A 17,442-nucleotide genomic window follows, 5' to 3' on the forward strand; every position below is an offset into this window, starting at 1 on the left:
GCTACTGTGGTGGCCATGTCGTCTCCTTGTCTTGTCCTGGTGTGTGGCTGTGGCCGGCTTGATGGGGGCGCTTGCCGCTGGCAATCATGCGCGCCCGAGCGCCAATCCAATCATCGTACTGCCGGGGTCGCCGAGTTGCCAGCGCGCCGAAAAATGATCGACACCGGGCAAGACCAGCACGCGCGGCTGGTCCCGCGCACCCCGCCAGGCTGCGCCGAATTCGCGCGCCTGTCGCAAGTATTCATCGCCTTCATGTTCGCCCACGGCAATCGTCAGCGGGCACCAGACCAGGCGCGGCAGGCAGCGCGGACTGTTGCGGGCTACATGTTCGGGTTGCAGGTGCAGGGTCTCGTTGAGGAAGCACAGGCGTATCGGCTCCAGCTCGAAGATGCCGCTGATGGCGCAGGCATGTGTCATGGCCGGCATGCCGGCGCTGGCCAGCATCATCGCCGCGATATGGCCGCCGGCCGAGTGGCCGGAGATCGAGATGCGGGCAGGATCGCCGCCGTAGCGGGCGATATTGCTGGCCACCCAATGCAGCGAACGGCGGCATTGGGCGATCAATTCATCCATTGTCACGCCCGGCATCAGCGCGTAGTTCACCACCACCACGGTCACGCCTTGCGGCACGAAACCGTCGGCGATATAGCTGAAGTCTTTCTTGTCCAGCAAACGCCAGTAGCCGCCGTGGAAAAAAACATGCACCGGCGCGTCGGGCTGCGGCGCACGGAAGATGTCGAGCCGCTCGGCCGGGCTGTCGCCGTAGGGCAGGTCGAGCACGCAGTCATGGCTGGCGCGGGCGGCTTCGCACTTCTGTTCGCAATCGCGCAGGAAGCTGGCGAAATCGAAACCCGGCACCTTGTTGCGATTGTCGTATTCGCGGTCCAGTCCAGCGCGGTCATAGCCGCGGAACAGCAGCTTATTTTCCATGTTGCCGGGTTCCAGCCTGGCCAGCCTGGATGGCCGACAGGCGCTCCAGCACCTCGGACGTCGGCATCACGTCGGCGTACTTGCTGGCCATGTCGAACAGGTTGACCTTGTGCGAAACCTGCGAGCGGTCATACACCGCATCCTGCGGCACGATGGTCTTGTAGTTCAGCGAGCAGGCGTCCACCACGGTGCCGCGGATGCAGCCGCTGGTGGTGCAGCCGGTCATGACGAGTGTGTCGACTTTCAGGCTGACCAGGTAGCTGGCAAGCGAGGTGCCGAAAAATGCGCTGGCATGGTGTTTTGGTATGCAGATGTCGCCCGGCTGCGGCGCGACTTCGCGCACGAATTCATAGCCTTCCGGCGGGATCGTCATGACACCGGGCACCTTGTCAGCGAACTGGCCGCGGTCATGGCTGGCCTTGGGCGCAACATGCGGATAGATCACCGGCAGATTGTGGGCGCGAAACAGCGCGACCAGCCTGGCGATATGCGCCACTGCGCGCCAGCCGATCTCGCCGCAACTGGTCGGGTACTGTGCAATCGCCTGCTCGATCGGCATCGGGGTATTGCCGACGGTACGGTACTGGACGTCGATCACCAGCAAGGCGGCTCGTTCGCCGAAGCCGACCGGCTTGCCAAAGCCGGCGAGCCGGTAAATGTCCAGCTCCTGCTGGGGGATGATGTCGTCCCACGGATGGGTTTGCTTGTCCATTTTTCGCCTTTGTTCTATCGGTCAGATGGCGACCGTGTTGGCGTCGTAGGAGAACAGCCAGTCGTAGCGCTCTTTCATCTTGGCCGGACTCCAGTTCTGGTTCACATAGTCGGTCGCGGTGGCGGGATTGGCCAAGGCGTCATTGTGGAACACATACTGCATCGCCAGCGAGCGCTGGACCGTGGCGGCGCCGCGTTCGGCGCGCACGGCCGAGTAGCGCATCAAGGCTGCCGGCGTGTCGCCCTCACCCTGCATTTGCAGGCAGCGCGCCAGCACGCAGGCATCTTCGATCGACATGTTCACGCCCTGGCCCAGGTAGGGAACCATCGAATGGCAGGCGTCGCCCAGCAGGGTGGCGCGGCCGGTGCTCCAGCAAGCCAGCGGCTCGCGGATGAACAGGCCCCACTTGTACAGGGTCTCGGCGTTCTCGATCAGGTCGACGATATCCTGGTGCCAACCCTTGAAGTCTTGCAGGCAATCCGCAATCGAGCCTTGCTCCGACCAGGATTCGACGGTCCACTGGCTGGTTTCCGCCTGGCCGGAAAAGCTGACGAATTCCTGGTCCCCCTTGCGTACCGGATAGCTGGTCACGTGCGCCGTTGGTCCCAGCCAGGTCGAGGCCACCGGCAGTCGGTGATGTTGCGCCAGGCGTTCCATCGGCACCAGGCCGCGCCAGGCGACCGCATTGGTAAAGCGCCCGGGCGAGGGGCCGAATGCGGCCGCCCGCACTTTCGAATGCAGGCCGTCGGCGCCGACCAGCGCTGTGCCGCTGATGCTGCGGCCGTTTTCCAGTTGTAGTTGTACTTGTTGCCCGTCCTGCGTAAAGCCAGCGGCGCGGGAATCCAGGTGCAGCGCATCGGGCTTGATTGCCTGTACCGCTTCGGCCAGCACGCGGTGCAGTTCCGAGCGCAATACCATGATCAGGTTGTGGTCAGTGCCGGTCTGCTTGGTGTAGACCGACCATTCCTGGCCGGTGTTCCACATGCGCACGACGCGGTCGCGCGCCGACAGGTTGATGCTGTCGATGGCGGCTTGCAGGCCCAGCGCATTCAGCACCTTGGCGCCGTTGGGCGATATCCATAATCCGGCGCCGACCTCGCGCACTTGTGGCGCCTGTTCGTAGACGTCGACATCGATGCCTTGTTTCAGTAGCGCCAGCGCTGCCGTCAGTCCGCCCATGCCGCCGCCGGCGATCAATACATGCTGCTTGCTCATTCGGTGCTCCCCTCTCCAATTTTTTGGGGCGTGTTTGCGGCCAGTTGCGCCGCCACGTCCTTGATTGCTTCAATGATCTTCACGTAGCCGGTGCAGCGGCAGATGTTGCCGCGCAGGTAGTGGCGGATCTGTTCATCGGTCGGTTGCGCGTGCTCGGCCAGCAGGCTCTTTACCGCCAGCACCATGCCCGGCGTGCAGAATCCGCATTGCATGGCGCCGTGCTCGATGAAGGCGCGCTGGATCGGGTCCAGCCGTCCGCCCTGGCTCAAGCCCTCGATGGTGGTCACGCTGCGGCCGTCGGCGTCAGCGGCCAGCGTGCTGCAGCTCGACACCGGCAGGCCGTCGACCAGCACGGTGCAGGCGCCGCAGACTTCGACGTCGCACGAACGCTTGGTGCCGGTCAGGCCGAACTGGATGCGCAGTACGTCGATCAGCAGCTCGCGCGGTTCCACGCTGGCGCTGCGCTGTTCGCCATTGAGTTGCAGCACGATGTCGATGACGGGGTAGACAGGTGTCATGGGAGAAGGGTTCATGCCAGGCAAGCCTTTGCAGCACGGTGCACCAGCACCGATGCCAGGTGTCGTTTGTAATCGGCGCTGCCGTGCAGGTCGTCCTGCGCGTCCAGTGCCGCGCACAGCGCCGGCGCGTGCTGTTCGATGGTGGCGGCAAGCGCATGCGCGGGCAGGCCTGCGCACAGATCTTCCAGCGCCGCCAGCCTGGTCGGCGGCGCGCACAGGGCGCCGACCCAGAAGCGCCAGGCCAGCTTGCCGCCATTGTCGATGCAGACGGCAGCCACGCCGGCGGCCGGACGCTCAAGCTGTCCGAATGCGCGGTAGGCGGCGCGCATGCCGGCCGCCGGCAGGGGCAATTCAACGGCCACCATCAATTCGCCATCCGCGCGCGCGGTGGTGAATTCGCCGAGGATGAATTCGCCCATCGGTATCCGGCGCTGGCCATTCGGGCCGGCCAGCAGGACCACGGCGTCCAGCGCGCACAGCAAGGCCGGAGGGTCCGCATGCGGTTCGGCAAAACACAGGTTGCCGCCGATCGTGCCGGCTACCCGGACGCGTATGTTGGCCACGTTATCCGACAGTTCGGCATAGGCCGGAAAGTGCTCGCGCACCAGCGCGTGCTGCGCGATCTGGTAATGGGTCGACAGTGCACCGATCACCAGCTTGTCGCTGTCGATCCGGATGCCGTGCAGTTCCGGCACGCGCTTGATGTCGACTACCTGCGCATAGCGCAGCACGCGCGCCTTCATCGCGATCAGCAGTTCGGTGCCGCCAGCGTAGGCGGTGGCGTCGTCGCCATGTTCGGCCAGCAGGGCCAGAGCCTGCGCCAGCGTGTCGGGACGATGCAATGCAAAGCGTGCGGGCAACATCAGACTGTCTCCAGTTCGGCCCGCAGGCGGCGTTCGAATTCAATGAACAGCTCTTCGGATTTTTTCTTGACCACCGAATAGCCCAGCGAGGCCAGTCGCCCGTTGACCTGCATGTCGGCATCGACGGCCAAGCGGGCGCCACCATCCGGCAATGCAGCCAGCCCGACTGTCAGCAGCACTTCCAGCGTGGTGCCGGTGAACTTGTCGCGGCCGCTGGCGCGCATGCGCACACGGCTTGGCGCGGTGTGTTCTTCGACCTTGATGTCGGTGGGCATTTCCAGCTTGAACGGTCCGATCTTTTGCTTCATCACGGCAGCGTAGGATTCCAGCGGCGTGATTTCCCGCACGTTCTCGCAACCCGGGATCAGGGCGGCGACGCGCTGCACGTCGAAAAACAGTACCCACAGCCGTTCCGGTGTGGCCGGCAAGTCGGCGTTGATGGTGAAGTTCATGGTTTGTTTGCGTGTTTGGCTTGTTGCAGTGCGCGCCATACGCGCTCGGGCGTCAGCGGCAATTCCCGTATCCGTATGCCATGACTTCTGGCGAGTGCATTGGCAATGGCCGGTGCCACCGGCAGGATGGCGCCCTCACCCATGCCGCGCGCGCCGCCCGGTCCCGGGCCGTCGCCACTTTCGATCAGCAAGGTCAGCATGTCGTGCGGCGATTCATCCAGCGTCGGCACGTGATAGTCGAACAGGGTGCCGTTGATCAGCTGGCCGTCTTCATAGACATATTGCTCGGACAGCGCGTGGCCCAGGCCCATGATGGCAGCGCCTTCGTCCTGGCCTTCGGCCGCCTTGCGATTGATCACGCGTCCGACATCGGCGGCGCTGACGTAGCGCGCCAGCCTGATGGCGCCGGTATCCTCGTCGAGTTCGATTTCGCAAATGCCGGCGGCGGTTTCCCAGAACAAGGGCGCTATTGCAAAGTCGCCTTGCCGGGTCTTGGGCGTGACGCGGCCCACGCCTACGAATTCGCCGCTGTCGATGCCCTGGAAACGTCGCAGCAGTTCGCGCAGGCTGAATGTTCCCTGCGGACCGGTCACGCCGGCTTCGCACAGTTCCCAGGTGAGGGCCGTCGTGGCGTCGCCGCCGAAGACATCGATTGCCATTTGCCGCACCTGCTGCACGATGTCGGCGCAAGCCAGCTCCACCGCCAATCCGGTAATCACGGTGGAACGGCTGGCGCCGGTGCCCCAGTCGTAGGGAGCATGCTCGGTGTCCGGCTCGGCGGCCGTCACCCGCTGCAAGGGCTGGTTCAGCGCGGTCGATGCGACCAGGCGCTGGACGCCGCGCGTACCCTGGCCGATTTCCACCGTATTGGCCAGCACCCGCACCGAGCCGTCCGCCTTGAGCCGGACGATGGCGCTGCCGATCGGCATGATGCCGGGGTCAGTGGCGGCAACCGCCATGCCGCGTGCGCGCTGTCCATCGTCGGCGCCGGCCAGCGCCGTCATCGCGTCCGCGGCCTGGCGCAATGCACCCTTGAGATCGACGTCGAGCGCACGCAAGTCCGGCTTGATGGTCTCGCCTTTCTCGACCATATTGGCCAGCCGGAATTCAATCGGGTCGCGCCCGAGTGCGGCTGCCATGATGTCCATTTGCGATTCGGTCGCCCACACGCCTTGCGGCCCGCCGATCGAGCGAAACGCAGCGCCAGGGACGGTGTTGGTATAGACCGCCACCGCTTCCAGTCGCAGGTTGGGTATGCGGTACGGGCCGATCGCGCGGATTGCGGCCTTGATCGCCACCGCCGGGCCGGTGTCGGCATAGGCGCCGCCGTTCATCACCACCCGCACCGACTTGGCCAGCAGCTTGCCATCGGCATCCACCGCGGTTTTCAGGCTGATGTCGGCCGACAGGCGGCGACAGGTCAGCATCGATTCCTGGATCGACAGGCAGACCCGTACCGGCCGTTTGGCTTTCCAGGACAGCGCCGCCACCAGCGGGTCGATCTTGACCGAGGCCTTGCCGCCGAAACCGCCGCCGACATAGGGCGAGTGCACGCGCACTTGCGCCAGCGCGATGCCAAACAGATCCGAGCAGACCCGCTGCACGGCGGTCGGCGTCTGGCCGCAGCTCCACAGCTCCAGGCTGTCGTCGCGGCAATCGGCAATCACGACATGCGGCTCCATCGCGTAATGGAACACCATCGGGAAGCTGAAAGTGTCCTCGAAAATCCGGTGTGCGCGGGCAAACGCCTGCTCCGGCTGGCCGGATTCGTAGGCGTAGTCCTGGAAGATATTGGACCCTGCTACCGGGGTTGCCTTGCCGCGGAAATAAAAATCGCCGAGCGCCGTCATGTTGTCATGCAGGATCGGCGCGCCGGCTTCCATTGCCTCGGCCGAGGTGGTGACGTAGGGCAGCGGTTCGATGTCGACCAGGATCGCGTCCAGCGCTTCTTCTGCGCTGAACTCGTCGACGGCGGCAATCGCGGCAATCGGATCGCCCACATAGCGCACGCGATCGATTGCAATCACCGGACGATCCTTCAGCGACAAGCCCCAGAATGGGCTGCCGCCAGGCAGCCTGGCCAGGTCGGCGCCGGTCAGGATCGCGACCACGCCGGGCATGGCCAGCGCCGCCGAGATGTCGATGCTGCGGATGCGTCCGTGCGGCACGGTGCTGCGCAGGATCCGGCCGTGCAGCATGCCGGGGATGACCAGGTCGCTGGCGAATTTCGCCGCCCCGGTCACCTTTTCCAGGTAGTCGCTGCGCGCCTCGGTGTTGCGCTGTAATTCCTTGACATCCATCCGGCGCCCCAGTCCTTCAATGTGTCAGTTGGACAGCGAGATGTTGGCGCTCTTGATCAGGCGGCCCCATTTTTCGGTGTCGCGCAGCTCACGTTGCTTGAGCGCGGCTGGCGTGCTGGTGTCCGGCTCGACGCCGGCGCCAAGCAAGCGTGCGCGGATTTCTGGCGTCTGGAAACCCTTGCCGATTTCAGCCGAGAGCTTGTTCAGGATCTCGGCTGGCGTACCCGCTGGCGCATACACGGCAAACCAGGTCGATGCATCGAAGCCTGGCGAAACGGTTTCTGCAACCGTTGGCACATCCGGCAAGGCCACTGCGCGTTTTGGCGTGGTCACCGCCAAGGCTTTCAGGCGGCCCGACTTGATGTGCTGCAGCACGGCCGGGCCCTGCTCGATGCCCATCAGCACGCGGCCGGCAATCAGGTCCGTCACCATCGGCGCGCTGCCCTTGTAGGGTACGTGGAACATGTCGGTGCCGGTGGCCTGCTTGAACAGTTCGACGAACACATGCTGCGAAGTGCCGGGGCCGGCCGATGCATAGCCGTGCTTGCCGGGAGCCGCCTTCAGCATGGCGACCAGTTCCTGGATGGTGTTGATCGGCAGCGTCGCCGGCACCACCACATACGAGGGGTTGATGCCGACCGTCGTCACCGGCGTCAGGTTGGCCTGGGTCTTGCCCATGTTTTCATTGAGCAGCGGCAGGATCGTGTGCAAGGAGGCCGCACCGATCAGCAGCGAATAGCCATCGGGCGGCATGCGTGAGGCGAGTTCCGCACCGATCATGCCGGACGCACCCGGCTTGTTGTCGACCACCACCGGCTGGCCCCATGCCTTGGTCAGCGTGTCGCCCACTGCGCGGGCATACAAATCGGTTGCGCCGCCGGGAGGAAAGGGCGCCACGATCTTGATCGGCTTGTTGGGAAAGTCCGCAGTCTGGGCGAAGGCGGCAGGCGCTGCGGCCATGACCAGGGTCACGAGAAATGAACGGACGAACAGGCTTTTACGCATGCGAAAACCTCCAGATGGCAGGGCGGGCTTTTTCGGGTTTCCGAGTCGGGTTGGCCCTGGTGTGGCGCCAGCGCCCTTGCCGGATGGCGCACCGGCGCTGGCCTCTTTCCCGAATCGATTCTCTTAAAACAGAATTGCATTCTATTTAGCAGAATCCGGGGGTGTCAACTATAATTTCCCGCAATCTTCCCCAAAACCCTATCCGGTCGGAGTCGTCGTTGACTGAAAAACAATCTGGTGTTGCTGCTGTCGAGCGTGCGCTTGCCATCCTGAACAGTTTCAGGCCGGGCGATGGATCGCTCAGCCTGCATGACATCGCCGAACGTACCGGTCTGTACAAGAGTACGATCTTGCGGCTGATCGTGACGCTGACGCAGTCGCACTGCATCCAGCGGCTCGATGATGGCCGCTACCAGCTCGGTTCAATGCTGCTGCACTGGGGAAGCATGTACCAGTCTTCGCTGCGGCTGGACGACCATGTGTTGCCGGTTTTGCGCAAGCTGGTCGACCAGACCCTGGAAGGCGCGTCGTTTTTCACGCGCGAAGACAATGTGCGGGTGTGCCTGTTCCGTGTCGATTCGCCGCGCATGTTGCGCGACCACGTACGCGCCGGCGACTTGCTGCCGCTCGACAAGGGTGCCGCGGGGCGCGTGTTGTGCACCTTCGATCGGCAATTGCAGCCGGCCGGCAAGATGCCGACCTCGCCATTGGTCGTAACGATAGGAGAGAGGGAAGCGGAAATCGCGGCGGTTGCCGCGCCGGTGTTCGGCGCCGGCGGCAGCTTGCGGGGTGCGCTCGCCGTTTCCGGTCCGAGTACGCGCTTCGATGCACTCGCGATCCAGAAGATTTCCGATGCGGTGTACGAAGCGGCAGTCGACCTTACGCGCCGGCTCGGCGGCCACCCGGGCATGTTGCCGCCGTATGGTGGACCGCCTGAAACAAACCGGTCATCGCGCTAGATCACCAGCGCGATCCGGCATCAGAACCCGGACAGAACGCTGGCTATCAGAATTCGACAGCCTGGCCGGGTTCGATCGCATACACCTTGGTGGGACTGCTGCCCAATGCCGAAATGTACTCGGCCGGTGTGCCCTTGAGCACCGGAATCGTACCGTAGTGAATAGGGATTGCGTACTTCGGCTTGATCATGTCGCGTGTGGCCACGGCGGCGTCCTTGGGCGACATCACGAAATGCCCGCCAATCGGAATCAGCACCAGGTCCGGCTTGTAATAGGAGCCGATCAGGCTCATGTCGCCGAACAGGCCGGTATCGCCCATATGGTAAATCTTGAAGCCGTCTTCCATTTCAATGATGAAGCCGGCCGGCTCGCCGCCCACATGCACCTCGTCCTTGCCGGTTGCGGCATTCTTGTGCGCCACTTCGGAGCTGTGTTCCGCACGGGTCTGGGTGATCTTGATCTTGTCGCCCAGCGGCATGACGGTTCCGCCCTTGCCAAAGCGCACCGCCTGCGTGGCCGGCACCAGGCCCAGCGCCGCAAAGGTTTGCATCAGCCCGGCCGGACCGTAGATCGGCGCATTGTTCAATTTTGCCAGCGCAGGCGCATCGGCCATATGGTCGAAGTGACCGTGGGTGACCAGGATCAGGTCCACTTTGCCCAGCGCGCCCAGGTTCTTGTAGGCCGCCGGTGTCTTCGGATTGCTGGTCAGCCAGGGGTCGATGACGATCACCTTGCCGCCCGGGGTCGTGATCTTGGTCGTTGCCTGGCCAAGCCACTGCACCTGGGTCTTGTTCTGGGCCGATGCCCATGTTGCCGCGCCCGCGAGGCTGGCGAACAGGACCGCCGCGACGGCACGCATGTAATGACGATGACGCATGACTGCTCCTTGTGTTTTTGTGTCGAAGATCATGGACTGGCGCCCCGGCCACGGGAAATCATGGCCAAAGAGCAATTTTTTCTGCTGGACTGAAAGCGTAAAAATTATAGGCCAGTTCCGCATTGTCTTCTTGCCAGCGCCCAAAAGCAGCCGCAATGGCTTATCGCCAATAGGTGATTATGCGTATCTGGTTAACACGTGAATAACATGATAATGCAATGCAACATCGGTATAAAATCTTCCAAAACCCTCTGTTTTCAAGGGATTTCACGATCAAATGCTCTTGGATATGGTGCAAAGCACCATGAAAACAGCCATTGCGCTGAAATCGTTGTTCGTTAAAAATCACGCCTTGGCTAAAAGCAAGGCCTAAAAAATTTCAAAGGAGAGTGGCAGCAATGCACATCAAGAATCAGAAGGACTTCTGGGCGGGAGTGATGTTCATCCTGTTCGGCGGTTTCTTCGCCGGTTTCGGCACGCAATACACCTTTGGCACGGCTGCCCGCATGGGGCCCGGCTATTTCCCGACCGTGCTGGGCGTCTTGCTGATCGTACTTGGCCTGGTGGTCGCCGTCACCGGCCTCTCCAAAAACAATACCGAAGAAAAAGTCGATCGTTTTGCATGGGATGTGCTGGGCCTGATCATCGGTTCGGTAGTCCTGTTCGGTGCGCTGCTCAATCCGCTCGGACTGATCGGCTCGCTGCTGGTGCTGATCCTGGTGTCGAGCTATGCCAGCCATGAGCACACGTGGAAGGCATCGCTGGGCAATTCGGTCGTCCTGATCTCGCTTTGCATGTTTGTTTTCGTCTATGCGCTCAAGCTGCAATTCCAGCTCTGGCCTATATTTTTGAGGAGCTAAGGAGCAACCATGGAAACATTACTCGCAAACCTGGGAACCGGATTTGGTGCTGTGCTGGCGCTGTCGCCGTTCAGCATCATGGGCATCACGTTCCCGATGCCGATGAACCTGGTGTACTGCCTCATCGGCACCGTCATCGGCACCCTGATCGGCGTGCTGCCCGGCCTTGGCCCGATCGCCACCATCGCCATGCTGCTGCCGGCAACCTACGCATTGCCGCCGCTTGGAGGCCTGATCATGCTGGCCGGTATTTATTACGGCGCGCAGTACGGCGGCTCCACCACGGCCATCCTGGTCAACCTGCCGGGTGAGACCTCGTCGGTCGTGACCTGTATCGATGGCTACCAGATGGCGCGCCGTGGCCGCGCTGGCGTGGCGCTGTCGACAGCGGCAATGGGCTCGTTCTTTGCCGGCTGCGTCGGCACGCTGCTGTTGGCTGCATTTGCTGCGCCGCTGGCGGAAGTCGCCTTCAAATTCGGTCCTGCCGAATACTTTTCGCTGATGGTGCTGGGCCTGATCGGCGCCGTGGTGCTGGCGTCGGGCTCGCTGGTCAAGGCCATTTGCATGATCGTGCTGGGCCTGCTTGGCGGCCTGGTCGGTACCGACGTCAACACCGGCGTGTCGCGCTATGCGTTCAACATTCCGGAACTGACCGATGGCATCGGCTTTGTCGCCGTCGCCATGGGCGTGTTCGGTTTCGCCGAAGTAATCACCAACCTTGAACAGAAAGACAAACGGGAAGTGTTCACCAACAAGGTGACCAACATGTTCCCGACCAAGGAAGACTTCAAGCGGATGATCCCGGCTGTGCTGCGCGGTACCACGCTCGGGTCGGCGCTGGGAATCCTGCCTGGCGGCGGTGCTGCGCTGGCTGCTTTCGGCGCCTATTCCCTGGAGAAGAAAGTCTCCAAGCATCCGGAAGAATTCGGCAAGGGCGCAATCGAAGGCGTGGCCGGCCCGGAGTCGGCCAACAATGCTGCGGCCCAGACCTCGTTCATCCCGCTGCTGACATTGGGCATTCCGCCCAACGCCGTGATGGCATTGATGGTCGGCGCGATGACCATCCATAACATCCAGCCGGGTCCGCAAGTCATGACCAGCAACCCGACCCTGTTCTGGGGCCTGATCGTGTCGATGTGGCTGGGCAACCTGATGCTGATCATCCTGAACCTGCCGCTGATCGGCATGTGGGTCAAGCTTCTGACCGTGCCTTACCGCTTCCTGTATCCATCGATCCTGACGTTCTGCTGTATCGGCGTCTATACCGTCAACAACAGCACTTTCGACGTCTTCATGACGGCCGGGTTTGGCGTGATGGGATACATTTTCCTGAAGCTGGGTTGCGAAGGCGCGCCGCTGTTGCTCGGTTTCGTGCTGGGACCAATGATGGAAGAAAACTTCCGTCGTTCGCTGCTGCTGTCGCGTGGTGACTTCACGGTGTTCTTCACCCGTCCGCTGTCGCTCGGATTGCTTTTGGCAGCAGCATTGCTGATCGTGATCGTGGCATTGCCGGCGATCAAGTCCAAACGCGAAGAAGCGTTCCAGGAAGAGACGTGACCTGCTGACTCAGGCAGTCCGGATGGGCGGGTGATGAACCCGCCCATTTTTTTTGCTTCAGGCCGCCATCGCCAGCTTGCCGCACGCGGCATGGCGCCGCAGGGCCGTCAAACGTTGTCGCTGAACCGGTCGCGCAATTCGCGCTTGAGCACCTTGCCGATCGGACTGCGTGGCAGCGTGTCAAGCAGCCGGACTGCGGCGATCCGCTGCATTTTCCCCAGCCGCTCGTTGCACCATGCCAGCAACGCAGCTTCGTTGGCCGTGTGCCCGCTGCGCGCCACCACGAACGCAACCGGCGTCTCCCCCCACTTCTCGGACGGCACGCCGACGACGGCGGCATCGGCCACCGCCGGATGCGCCAGCAGCACCGCTTCGAGGTCGGTCGGATAGATATTGAAGCCGCCGGAAATGATCATGTCCTTCTTGCGGTCCAAAAGGACCAGGAAGCCGTCTGCATCGAAATGCCCGAGGTCGCCGGTGCGGATGAACCGCTTGCCGGACGGGTCGAACCATTCCGCTTCCGCGGTCTTGTCCGCTTGCTTGAAATAGCCGGTCATCATCGAGCCTGAGTGGCCGACGATTTCGCCGGTCTCACCCGCTTCGACCTGCTTGCCCTGCTCATCGATGAGCCGGATGTCGTGGCCCGGCGCCGGCAGGCCCACCGTGTGTAATTTGTCCGGATACAAATGGGCCGCCAGCGTGCAGGTGCCGCCGCCTTCGGTCATGCCGTAGTACTCGACCAGCCCGCCCGGCCAGCGCCGCAGCACATCGGCCTTGAGCGCCGGCGCAAACGGCGCACTGGTGCTGAACTTCATGCGGAATGCGGACAGGTCGTAGCGGTCGAAATCGGGATGCGCCATCAGTCGCTGGTATTGCACCGGCACCAGCATCGCGTGCGTGGCGCGCACCTTTTGCGCCATTTCCAGGAAGCCGGTGGCGTCGAACTTCGGCATGATCGCCGCAGCGCCGCCGAGTCCGATCGCAGGGAACAGGCTGACCAGCGTCGTGTTGGAATACATCGGTGTCGAAAGCAGCACCACCGCGTCCGGCCCATAGCCGGTCAGGCGGCCGCGATTGATGTGCATCCAACGCATCGAATGCGGCTGCATGATGCCCTTTGGCGTGCCCGTCGTGCCCGACGAGTAAATGATGTTGAAGGCCCACGACGGCTCGATCTTTACCGGCCGCGCCGCGTTGGCGTCGCCCAGCCAGTCCAGCCAGCGCACGCTGCCGGGCGCCGCAGCGCTGCCCGTGCTATCGCCGCCGCTGTCGAGCATGACCCGACGCAGCGCCGGCAGGCTGGTCGCCCGGTCAAGCAGGCCGGCGCTGGCTGCATCGAGCAGCAGATGGGTGGCTTCGCAATCGCGCAGCATGGCGGCCAATGCATCCGGGGTCGACGAAGGCGCCAGCGGTGCGACCACAGCGCCCGCGCGCAGCGCGCCCAGGAAGGCCACGGCGTAGTCGATCGAGCCTGCGGCGCAAATGGCAACGCATTGTTGGGGCTCAAGGCCGTCGCGCTGCAGGCTGGCGGCGACCCGGTTTGCCAGGTGATCGAGTTCGCCGTAGTCGATGCTGCGCGCCGCCTCGATTAAGGCCATGTGGCGCGGATTGGCGGCAGCATGCTGCGCCAGCAGGTCGGAAATGGAAATGAATGCAGGATCCGGCGACGCAATGGTGGTCATGGCATGGACTGAAATGGCGCCTGCGGGCAGGCGGGACTGGCGGTCGGGGAGGCGGCCCGGGCGGCAAGGTGACTCATGTCGGCCGGGGTGCAAAAATATCTATTCTAAACAACTGTCCGGCCAGCCAGCGCCCGATTTGTGGTTCGATGCAGACGGGCTGGCCGGCCGATCGACTTTGCTGCGAAGCGGGCGGGCCGGGCCGGTATAATCGTGCGCATCCCGCAACTCATTGCGCAGCGCCACGCGCCGCCGCCATTCCATGCTCGCCCTACAGAAACAACAGATAGTCGATCTTTTCCTGTCCGCGCTCGCGCCGATAGTGGACGGATCGGGGCTGTCGCCCGTCGTCACGCTCGAGCGCCCGCGCGATCCTGCGCATGGCGACATGGCGTGCAACATCGCCATGCAACTGGCCAAGCCGCTCAAGCGCAATCCGCGCGAACTGGCGCAAATGCTGGTGGCGGCGGTGCTGGCCGACCCCCGCCGCATCGGACTGGTCGAGTCGGCCGACATTGCCGGCCCCGGCTTCATCAACCTGCGGGTGGCGGCGGCAGCGCGGCAATCGGTGGTGCATGCAGTGCGCGAGCAGCTTGGCCGCTTTGGCATCAGCGATGCCGGCAAGGGCCAAAAAGTGGTGGTTGAATTCGTTTCCGCCAACCCGACCGGGCCCCTGCATGTGGGGCACGGCCGCCAGGGCGCGCTGGGCGACGCGCTGTCGGCGCTGCTGGAATCGCAGGGATACGATGTCACCCGCGAGTTCTACTACAACGACGCCGGTGCGCAGATCGGCAACCTGGCCTATTCGGTACAGGCGCGCGTGCGCGGCCTGAAGCCCGGCGATCCGCACTGGCCCGAGTCCGCCTACAACGGCGATTACATCGCCGATATCGCGGCCGACTTCCTGGCCAGGAAGACCGTATCAGCCAGCGATGGCGAACCGGTAACGGCCAGCGGCGACCAGAACGACCTGGAATCGATCCGCCTGTTTGCCGTGGCTTACCTGCGCCGTGAACAGGATCTCGACCTGCTCGCTTTCGGTGTGCGCTTTGACAACTACTTCCTCGAATCCTCGCTGTACCACGACGGCCGGGTTGAACAGGCAGTTGCCGCGCTGACCCGGGCCGGCAAGACTTACGAGCTCGACGGCGCACTGTGGCTGCGCACCACCGAGTATGGCGACGACAAGGATCGCGTCATGAAGAAATCCGACGGCTCCTACACCTATTTCGTGCCGGATGTCGCCTATCACATCACAAAATGGCAGCGCGGCTTTGCCAAGGCGATCAACGTGCAGGGCAGTGACCACCACGGCACCATTGCCCGGGTGCGCGCCGGCCTGCAGGCCGCTGGCGTTGGCATACCGCCGGCTTATCCCGACTATGTGCTGCACAAGATGGTGACCGTGATGCGCAATGGCGAAGAGGTCAAGATCTCCAAGCGCGCCGGCTCCTACGTCACGCTGCGCGACCTGGTCGAGTGGTCCACTGGTCCGCTTGAAGAGGACCAGCAGCGCGACCTGACCCGCGGCCGCGACGCCGTGCGTTTTTTCCTGATTTCGCGCAAGGCCGACACCGAGTTCGTGTTCGACGTCGACCTGGCGCTGGCGCAGTCCGACGAGAACCCGGTGTACTACGTGCAGTACGCCCATGCCCGGATCTGTTCGGTGCTGGCCCAATGGGGCGGCGACGAGAGCGAACTGGCTGGCGTTGACCTGTCCCCGCTGGTATCGGCGCGGGAGTCGGTGCTGCTGGGCAAGTTGTCGGCCTATCCCGAAGTGCTGGAGCGGGCGCTGGAAGAGCTGGGTCCGCACCAGCTGGCCTTCTATCTGCGGGAACTGGCCGGCGAACTGCACAGCTACTACAATGCGGAACGTGTGCTGGTCGACGACAATGCCGCCAAACTGGCCCGGCTGGCGCTGCTCACTGCAGTGCGACAGGTCATCCGCAACGGCCTGGGCCTGTTGGGCGTATCGACACCGGCACGCATGTAAGACGCGCAAAGACACATAAAACACACAAGAGCGGAACCAGCATGCAGAAAGCAAAAAACAGGCAGGCGGGCGGGACCCTGCTTGGCCTGATCCTGGGCCTGGTCATCGGCCTTTCCATCGCGGTGGTGGTTGCCATCACGATCAAGAATACGCCGCTGCCTTTTACCAACAAAGTCGGGCGGCCGGACAAGGCGCCGGATGCGGCCTCGGCCACGCCGCCGGTCGATCCCAACCGCGCGCTGCGCGGCAAGGAGGCGGCGCGCGCTGGCGACGCCGCGCCAGCCAAGCCGGCCGACGAAGCCAAGCCGGCAGATACCGCGCGTGAAGCGGCACAAGCCGCCCGGGAGGCGTCCAGGGAAGCCTCCCGCGAGGCCGTCAAGGAAGCTGCCAGGGAAACCGCCAGGGACGCCGCTGTAAAGGCGGAGAGCCGCGCCGACAGCAAGGCGCCGGTAGTGGATAAATCGGCGGCCGCCGACAGCCGCATTGCCAAGGCCGAGCCCTCGTCAGCAGCCGATGAGAAATTCACCTACTATTTGCAGGCAGGCGCATTCCTCGAGAAGGCAGACGCCGAGAACACCAGGGCCAAGCTGGCGCTGATGGGCATCAGCGCCAATATCGCCGAGCGCAAGAATGACAATGTCACCTTGCATCGTGTGCGCATCGGCCCGTTCGCGCAGCTCGAGGCAATGAACCGCGTGCGTGGCAAACTGACCGACAATGGCGTGGATGTTGCCGTGGTGCGGGTACCGAAATAACCGACAGCGAACAAACAAAGGAAGATTCCCTCATGCGTACGATCAAGCACTTCCTCGCAGCATGCAGCCTGGGCCTTGTGGCGCTGTCAGCCAGCGCCACGCCGGCCAATCCGCAAAATGGCGTGGATTACCGCACGCTGGACAAGGCCCAACCGACCGAAGCCGGCAAGAAGGTCGAAGTGACCGAGTTCTTCTGGTACGCCTGCCCGCATTGCTACGCGCTGGAGCCGGCCCTGGTGGATTGGGTCAAGAAGCAGGGCGACCGCATCCTCTTCAAGCGCGTGCCGGTGGCATTCCGCGAATCCTTCATCCCGCAGCAAAAGCTGTATTACGCGCTGGAAGCGATGGGTGAAGTCGGGCGGCTGCACAGCAAGGTATTTTCGGCCATCCATGCCGATCGCCAAGCCATCAACACCGACGCCACGATCACGGATTTCGTCGTCAAGAACGGGCTCGACAAGAAGAAATTCCTGGACGTCTACAACTCGTTCGGCGTGCAGACCAAGGCCCGGCGCGCTGCCCAGTTGCAGGGCGATTACAAGGTCGACGGCGTACCGATGGTGGCCATTGGCGGCAAGTACCTGACCTCGCCATCGATCGTCGGCGCAGCGATGGGCAACCAGCCCGAGCCGGTGTTGCACGCGGCGGCCTTGCAGGTGATGACGCACCTGGTGGCAAAGGTGGAGAAGGAAGCAGGCGCGCAGAAATAGACGACGCACAATGCGTGCCCGGGTGACATCGCCCGGGCTGCGCTTTGCGATTGCCCG

The 17,442-nt window shown here is 63.4% G+C and carries 16 protein-coding genes; 6 read left to right on the top strand and 10 right to left on the bottom strand.

The annotated features are described in order from the left end of the window. Nucleotides 1-84 precede the first annotated feature (84 nt). From Q7T64_RS08450 to Q7T64_RS08485, 8 genes are read right to left on the bottom strand one after another with little or no spacing between them, the layout of a single operon-like run. Nucleotides 85-930, bottom strand: coding sequence for an alpha/beta hydrolase (locus Q7T64_RS08450; protein WP_304794284.1), 846 nt, complete (start codon nucleotides 928-930; stop codon nucleotides 85-87). Then, a complete protein-coding gene (locus Q7T64_RS08455) occupies nucleotides 920-1,642 on the bottom strand; it encodes an isochorismatase family protein (protein WP_304794288.1) in 723 nt (240 codons plus the stop codon). Before Q7T64_RS08455 ends, Q7T64_RS08450 begins: the two co-directional genes overlap by 11 nt. A gap of 21 nt (nucleotides 1,643-1,663) precedes the next feature. Beyond that, the gene (locus Q7T64_RS08460) at nucleotides 1,664-2,857 is read right to left on the bottom strand and encodes an FAD-dependent monooxygenase (protein ID WP_304794291.1); all 1,194 of its coding nucleotides are present in this window, start codon (nucleotides 2,855-2,857) and stop codon (nucleotides 1,664-1,666) included. Then, nucleotides 2,854-3,375 carry a (2Fe-2S)-binding protein gene (locus Q7T64_RS08465; RefSeq protein WP_304794294.1) on the bottom strand — a complete coding sequence of 174 codons (522 nt, stop codon included), beginning with the start codon at nucleotides 3,373-3,375 and terminating at the stop codon, nucleotides 2,854-2,856. Before Q7T64_RS08465 ends, Q7T64_RS08460 begins: the two co-directional genes overlap by 4 nt. Nucleotides 3,376-3,386: 11 nt before the next feature. Continuing rightward, nucleotides 3,387-4,238, bottom strand: coding sequence for a xanthine dehydrogenase family protein subunit M (locus tag Q7T64_RS08470; protein WP_304794298.1), 852 nt, complete (start codon nucleotides 4,236-4,238; stop codon nucleotides 3,387-3,389). Beyond that, nucleotides 4,238-4,690: a CoxG family protein gene (locus Q7T64_RS08475; protein ID WP_304794301.1), complete on the bottom strand. Its 453-nt coding sequence runs from the start codon at nucleotides 4,688-4,690 to the stop codon at nucleotides 4,238-4,240. The genes Q7T64_RS08470 and Q7T64_RS08475 overlap by 1 nt, the downstream gene beginning before the upstream one ends. Then, nucleotides 4,687-6,990, bottom strand: coding sequence for a xanthine dehydrogenase family protein molybdopterin-binding subunit (locus tag Q7T64_RS08480; protein WP_304794304.1), 2,304 nt, complete (start codon nucleotides 6,988-6,990; stop codon nucleotides 4,687-4,689). The genes Q7T64_RS08475 and Q7T64_RS08480 overlap by 4 nt, the downstream gene beginning before the upstream one ends. Nucleotides 6,991-7,014: 24 nt before the next feature. Continuing rightward, entirely contained in the window at nucleotides 7,015-7,995 is a 981-nt protein-coding gene (locus Q7T64_RS08485; protein ID WP_304794307.1) for a tripartite tricarboxylate transporter substrate binding protein, read from the bottom strand. A 218-nt stretch (nucleotides 7,996-8,213) separates the two neighbouring features. Between Q7T64_RS08485 and Q7T64_RS08490 the strand changes: the two genes are divergently transcribed. Further along, nucleotides 8,214-8,954 (top strand): IclR family transcriptional regulator, encoded by a 741-nt coding sequence (locus Q7T64_RS08490; protein WP_304794310.1) that lies wholly within the window; start codon nucleotides 8,214-8,216, stop codon nucleotides 8,952-8,954. 46 nt (nucleotides 8,955-9,000) lie between these two features. On the opposite strand, the gene Q7T64_RS08495 is transcribed toward Q7T64_RS08490, so the two are convergent. Continuing rightward, nucleotides 9,001-9,831 carry a metal-dependent hydrolase gene (locus Q7T64_RS08495; RefSeq protein WP_304794313.1) on the bottom strand — a complete coding sequence of 277 codons (831 nt, stop codon included), beginning with the start codon at nucleotides 9,829-9,831 and terminating at the stop codon, nucleotides 9,001-9,003. Between the two features lie 398 nt (nucleotides 9,832-10,229). Between Q7T64_RS08495 and Q7T64_RS08500 the strand changes: the two genes are divergently transcribed. Together Q7T64_RS08500 and Q7T64_RS08505 are read left to right on the top strand one after the other, a co-directional pair. Beyond that, nucleotides 10,230-10,691 (top strand): tripartite tricarboxylate transporter TctB family protein, encoded by a 462-nt coding sequence (locus Q7T64_RS08500; RefSeq protein ID WP_304794316.1) that lies wholly within the window; start codon nucleotides 10,230-10,232, stop codon nucleotides 10,689-10,691. Between the two features lie 9 nt (nucleotides 10,692-10,700). Further along, nucleotides 10,701-12,248 carry a tripartite tricarboxylate transporter permease gene (locus Q7T64_RS08505; protein WP_304794319.1) on the top strand — a complete coding sequence of 516 codons (1,548 nt, stop codon included), beginning with the start codon at nucleotides 10,701-10,703 and terminating at the stop codon, nucleotides 12,246-12,248. Nucleotides 12,249-12,355: 107 nt separating this feature from the next. On the opposite strand, the gene Q7T64_RS08510 is transcribed toward Q7T64_RS08505, so the two are convergent. After that, entirely contained in the window at nucleotides 12,356-13,930 is a 1,575-nt protein-coding gene (locus Q7T64_RS08510; RefSeq protein WP_304794323.1) for a class I adenylate-forming enzyme family protein, read from the bottom strand. Nucleotides 13,931-14,189: 259 nt separating this feature from the next. On the opposite strand from Q7T64_RS08510, the gene argS reads away from it, so the two are divergent. Genes argS through Q7T64_RS08525 form a run of 3 tightly spaced genes read left to right on the top strand, consistent with a single transcriptional unit; the run spans nucleotide 14,190 to nucleotide 17,385 of the window. Beyond that, nucleotides 14,190-15,920 carry an arginine--tRNA ligase gene (argS, locus tag Q7T64_RS08515; protein ID WP_304794326.1) on the top strand — a complete coding sequence of 577 codons (1,731 nt, stop codon included), beginning with the start codon at nucleotides 14,190-14,192 and terminating at the stop codon, nucleotides 15,918-15,920. A 41-nt stretch (nucleotides 15,921-15,961) separates the two neighbouring features. Next, nucleotides 15,962-16,675, top strand: coding sequence for an SPOR domain-containing protein (locus Q7T64_RS08520; protein WP_304794330.1), 714 nt, complete (start codon nucleotides 15,962-15,964; stop codon nucleotides 16,673-16,675). Nucleotides 16,676-16,707: 32 nt separating this feature from the next. Then, the gene (locus Q7T64_RS08525; protein ID WP_304794334.1) at nucleotides 16,708-17,385 is read left to right on the top strand and encodes a thiol:disulfide interchange protein DsbA/DsbL; all 678 of its coding nucleotides are present in this window, start codon (nucleotides 16,708-16,710) and stop codon (nucleotides 17,383-17,385) included. The last annotated feature ends 57 nt before the right edge of the window (nucleotides 17,386-17,442 follow it).

It is taken from the genome of Lacisediminimonas sp. (genome assembly GCF_030645335.1).
In the GTDB taxonomy this organism is placed as follows: Bacteria; Pseudomonadota; Gammaproteobacteria; order Burkholderiales; family Burkholderiaceae_D; genus Lacisediminimonas.

Excerpts from the sequence above, each read along its gene's own strand:
- Q7T64_RS08480 (WP_304794304.1), bottom strand. The coding sequence starts at position 6,990 with ATGGATGTCAAGGAATTACAGCGCAACACCGAGGCGCGCAGCGACTAC.
- Q7T64_RS08450 (WP_304794284.1), bottom strand. The coding sequence starts at position 930 with ATGGAAAATAAGCTGCTGTTCCGCGGCTATGACCGCGCTGGACTGGAC.
- Q7T64_RS08470 (WP_304794298.1), bottom strand. The coding sequence starts at position 4,238 with ATGTTGCCCGCACGCTTTGCATTGCATCGTCCCGACACGCTGGCGCAG.
- Q7T64_RS08495 (WP_304794313.1), bottom strand. The coding sequence starts at position 9,831 with ATGCGTCATCGTCATTACATGCGTGCCGTCGCGGCGGTCCTGTTCGCC.
- Q7T64_RS08465 (WP_304794294.1), bottom strand. The coding sequence starts at position 3,375 with ATGACACCTGTCTACCCCGTCATCGACATCGTGCTGCAACTCAATGGC.
- Q7T64_RS08505 (WP_304794319.1), top strand. The coding sequence starts at position 10,701 with ATGGAAACATTACTCGCAAACCTGGGAACCGGATTTGGTGCTGTGCTG.
- Q7T64_RS08475 (WP_304794301.1), bottom strand. The coding sequence starts at position 4,690 with ATGAACTTCACCATCAACGCCGACTTGCCGGCCACACCGGAACGGCTG.
- Q7T64_RS08485 (WP_304794307.1), bottom strand. The coding sequence starts at position 7,995 with ATGCGTAAAAGCCTGTTCGTCCGTTCATTTCTCGTGACCCTGGTCATG.
- Q7T64_RS08510 (WP_304794323.1), bottom strand. The coding sequence starts at position 13,930 with ATGACCACCATTGCGTCGCCGGATCCTGCATTCATTTCCATTTCCGAC.
- argS (WP_304794326.1), top strand. The coding sequence starts at position 14,190 with ATGCTCGCCCTACAGAAACAACAGATAGTCGATCTTTTCCTGTCCGCG.
- Q7T64_RS08460 (WP_304794291.1), bottom strand. The coding sequence starts at position 2,857 with ATGAGCAAGCAGCATGTATTGATCGCCGGCGGCGGCATGGGCGGACTG.
- Q7T64_RS08520 (WP_304794330.1), top strand. The coding sequence starts at position 15,962 with ATGCAGAAAGCAAAAAACAGGCAGGCGGGCGGGACCCTGCTTGGCCTG.
- Q7T64_RS08455 (WP_304794288.1), bottom strand. The coding sequence starts at position 1,642 with ATGGACAAGCAAACCCATCCGTGGGACGACATCATCCCCCAGCAGGAG.
- Q7T64_RS08500 (WP_304794316.1), top strand. The coding sequence starts at position 10,230 with ATGCACATCAAGAATCAGAAGGACTTCTGGGCGGGAGTGATGTTCATC.
- Q7T64_RS08525 (WP_304794334.1), top strand. The coding sequence starts at position 16,708 with ATGCGTACGATCAAGCACTTCCTCGCAGCATGCAGCCTGGGCCTTGTG.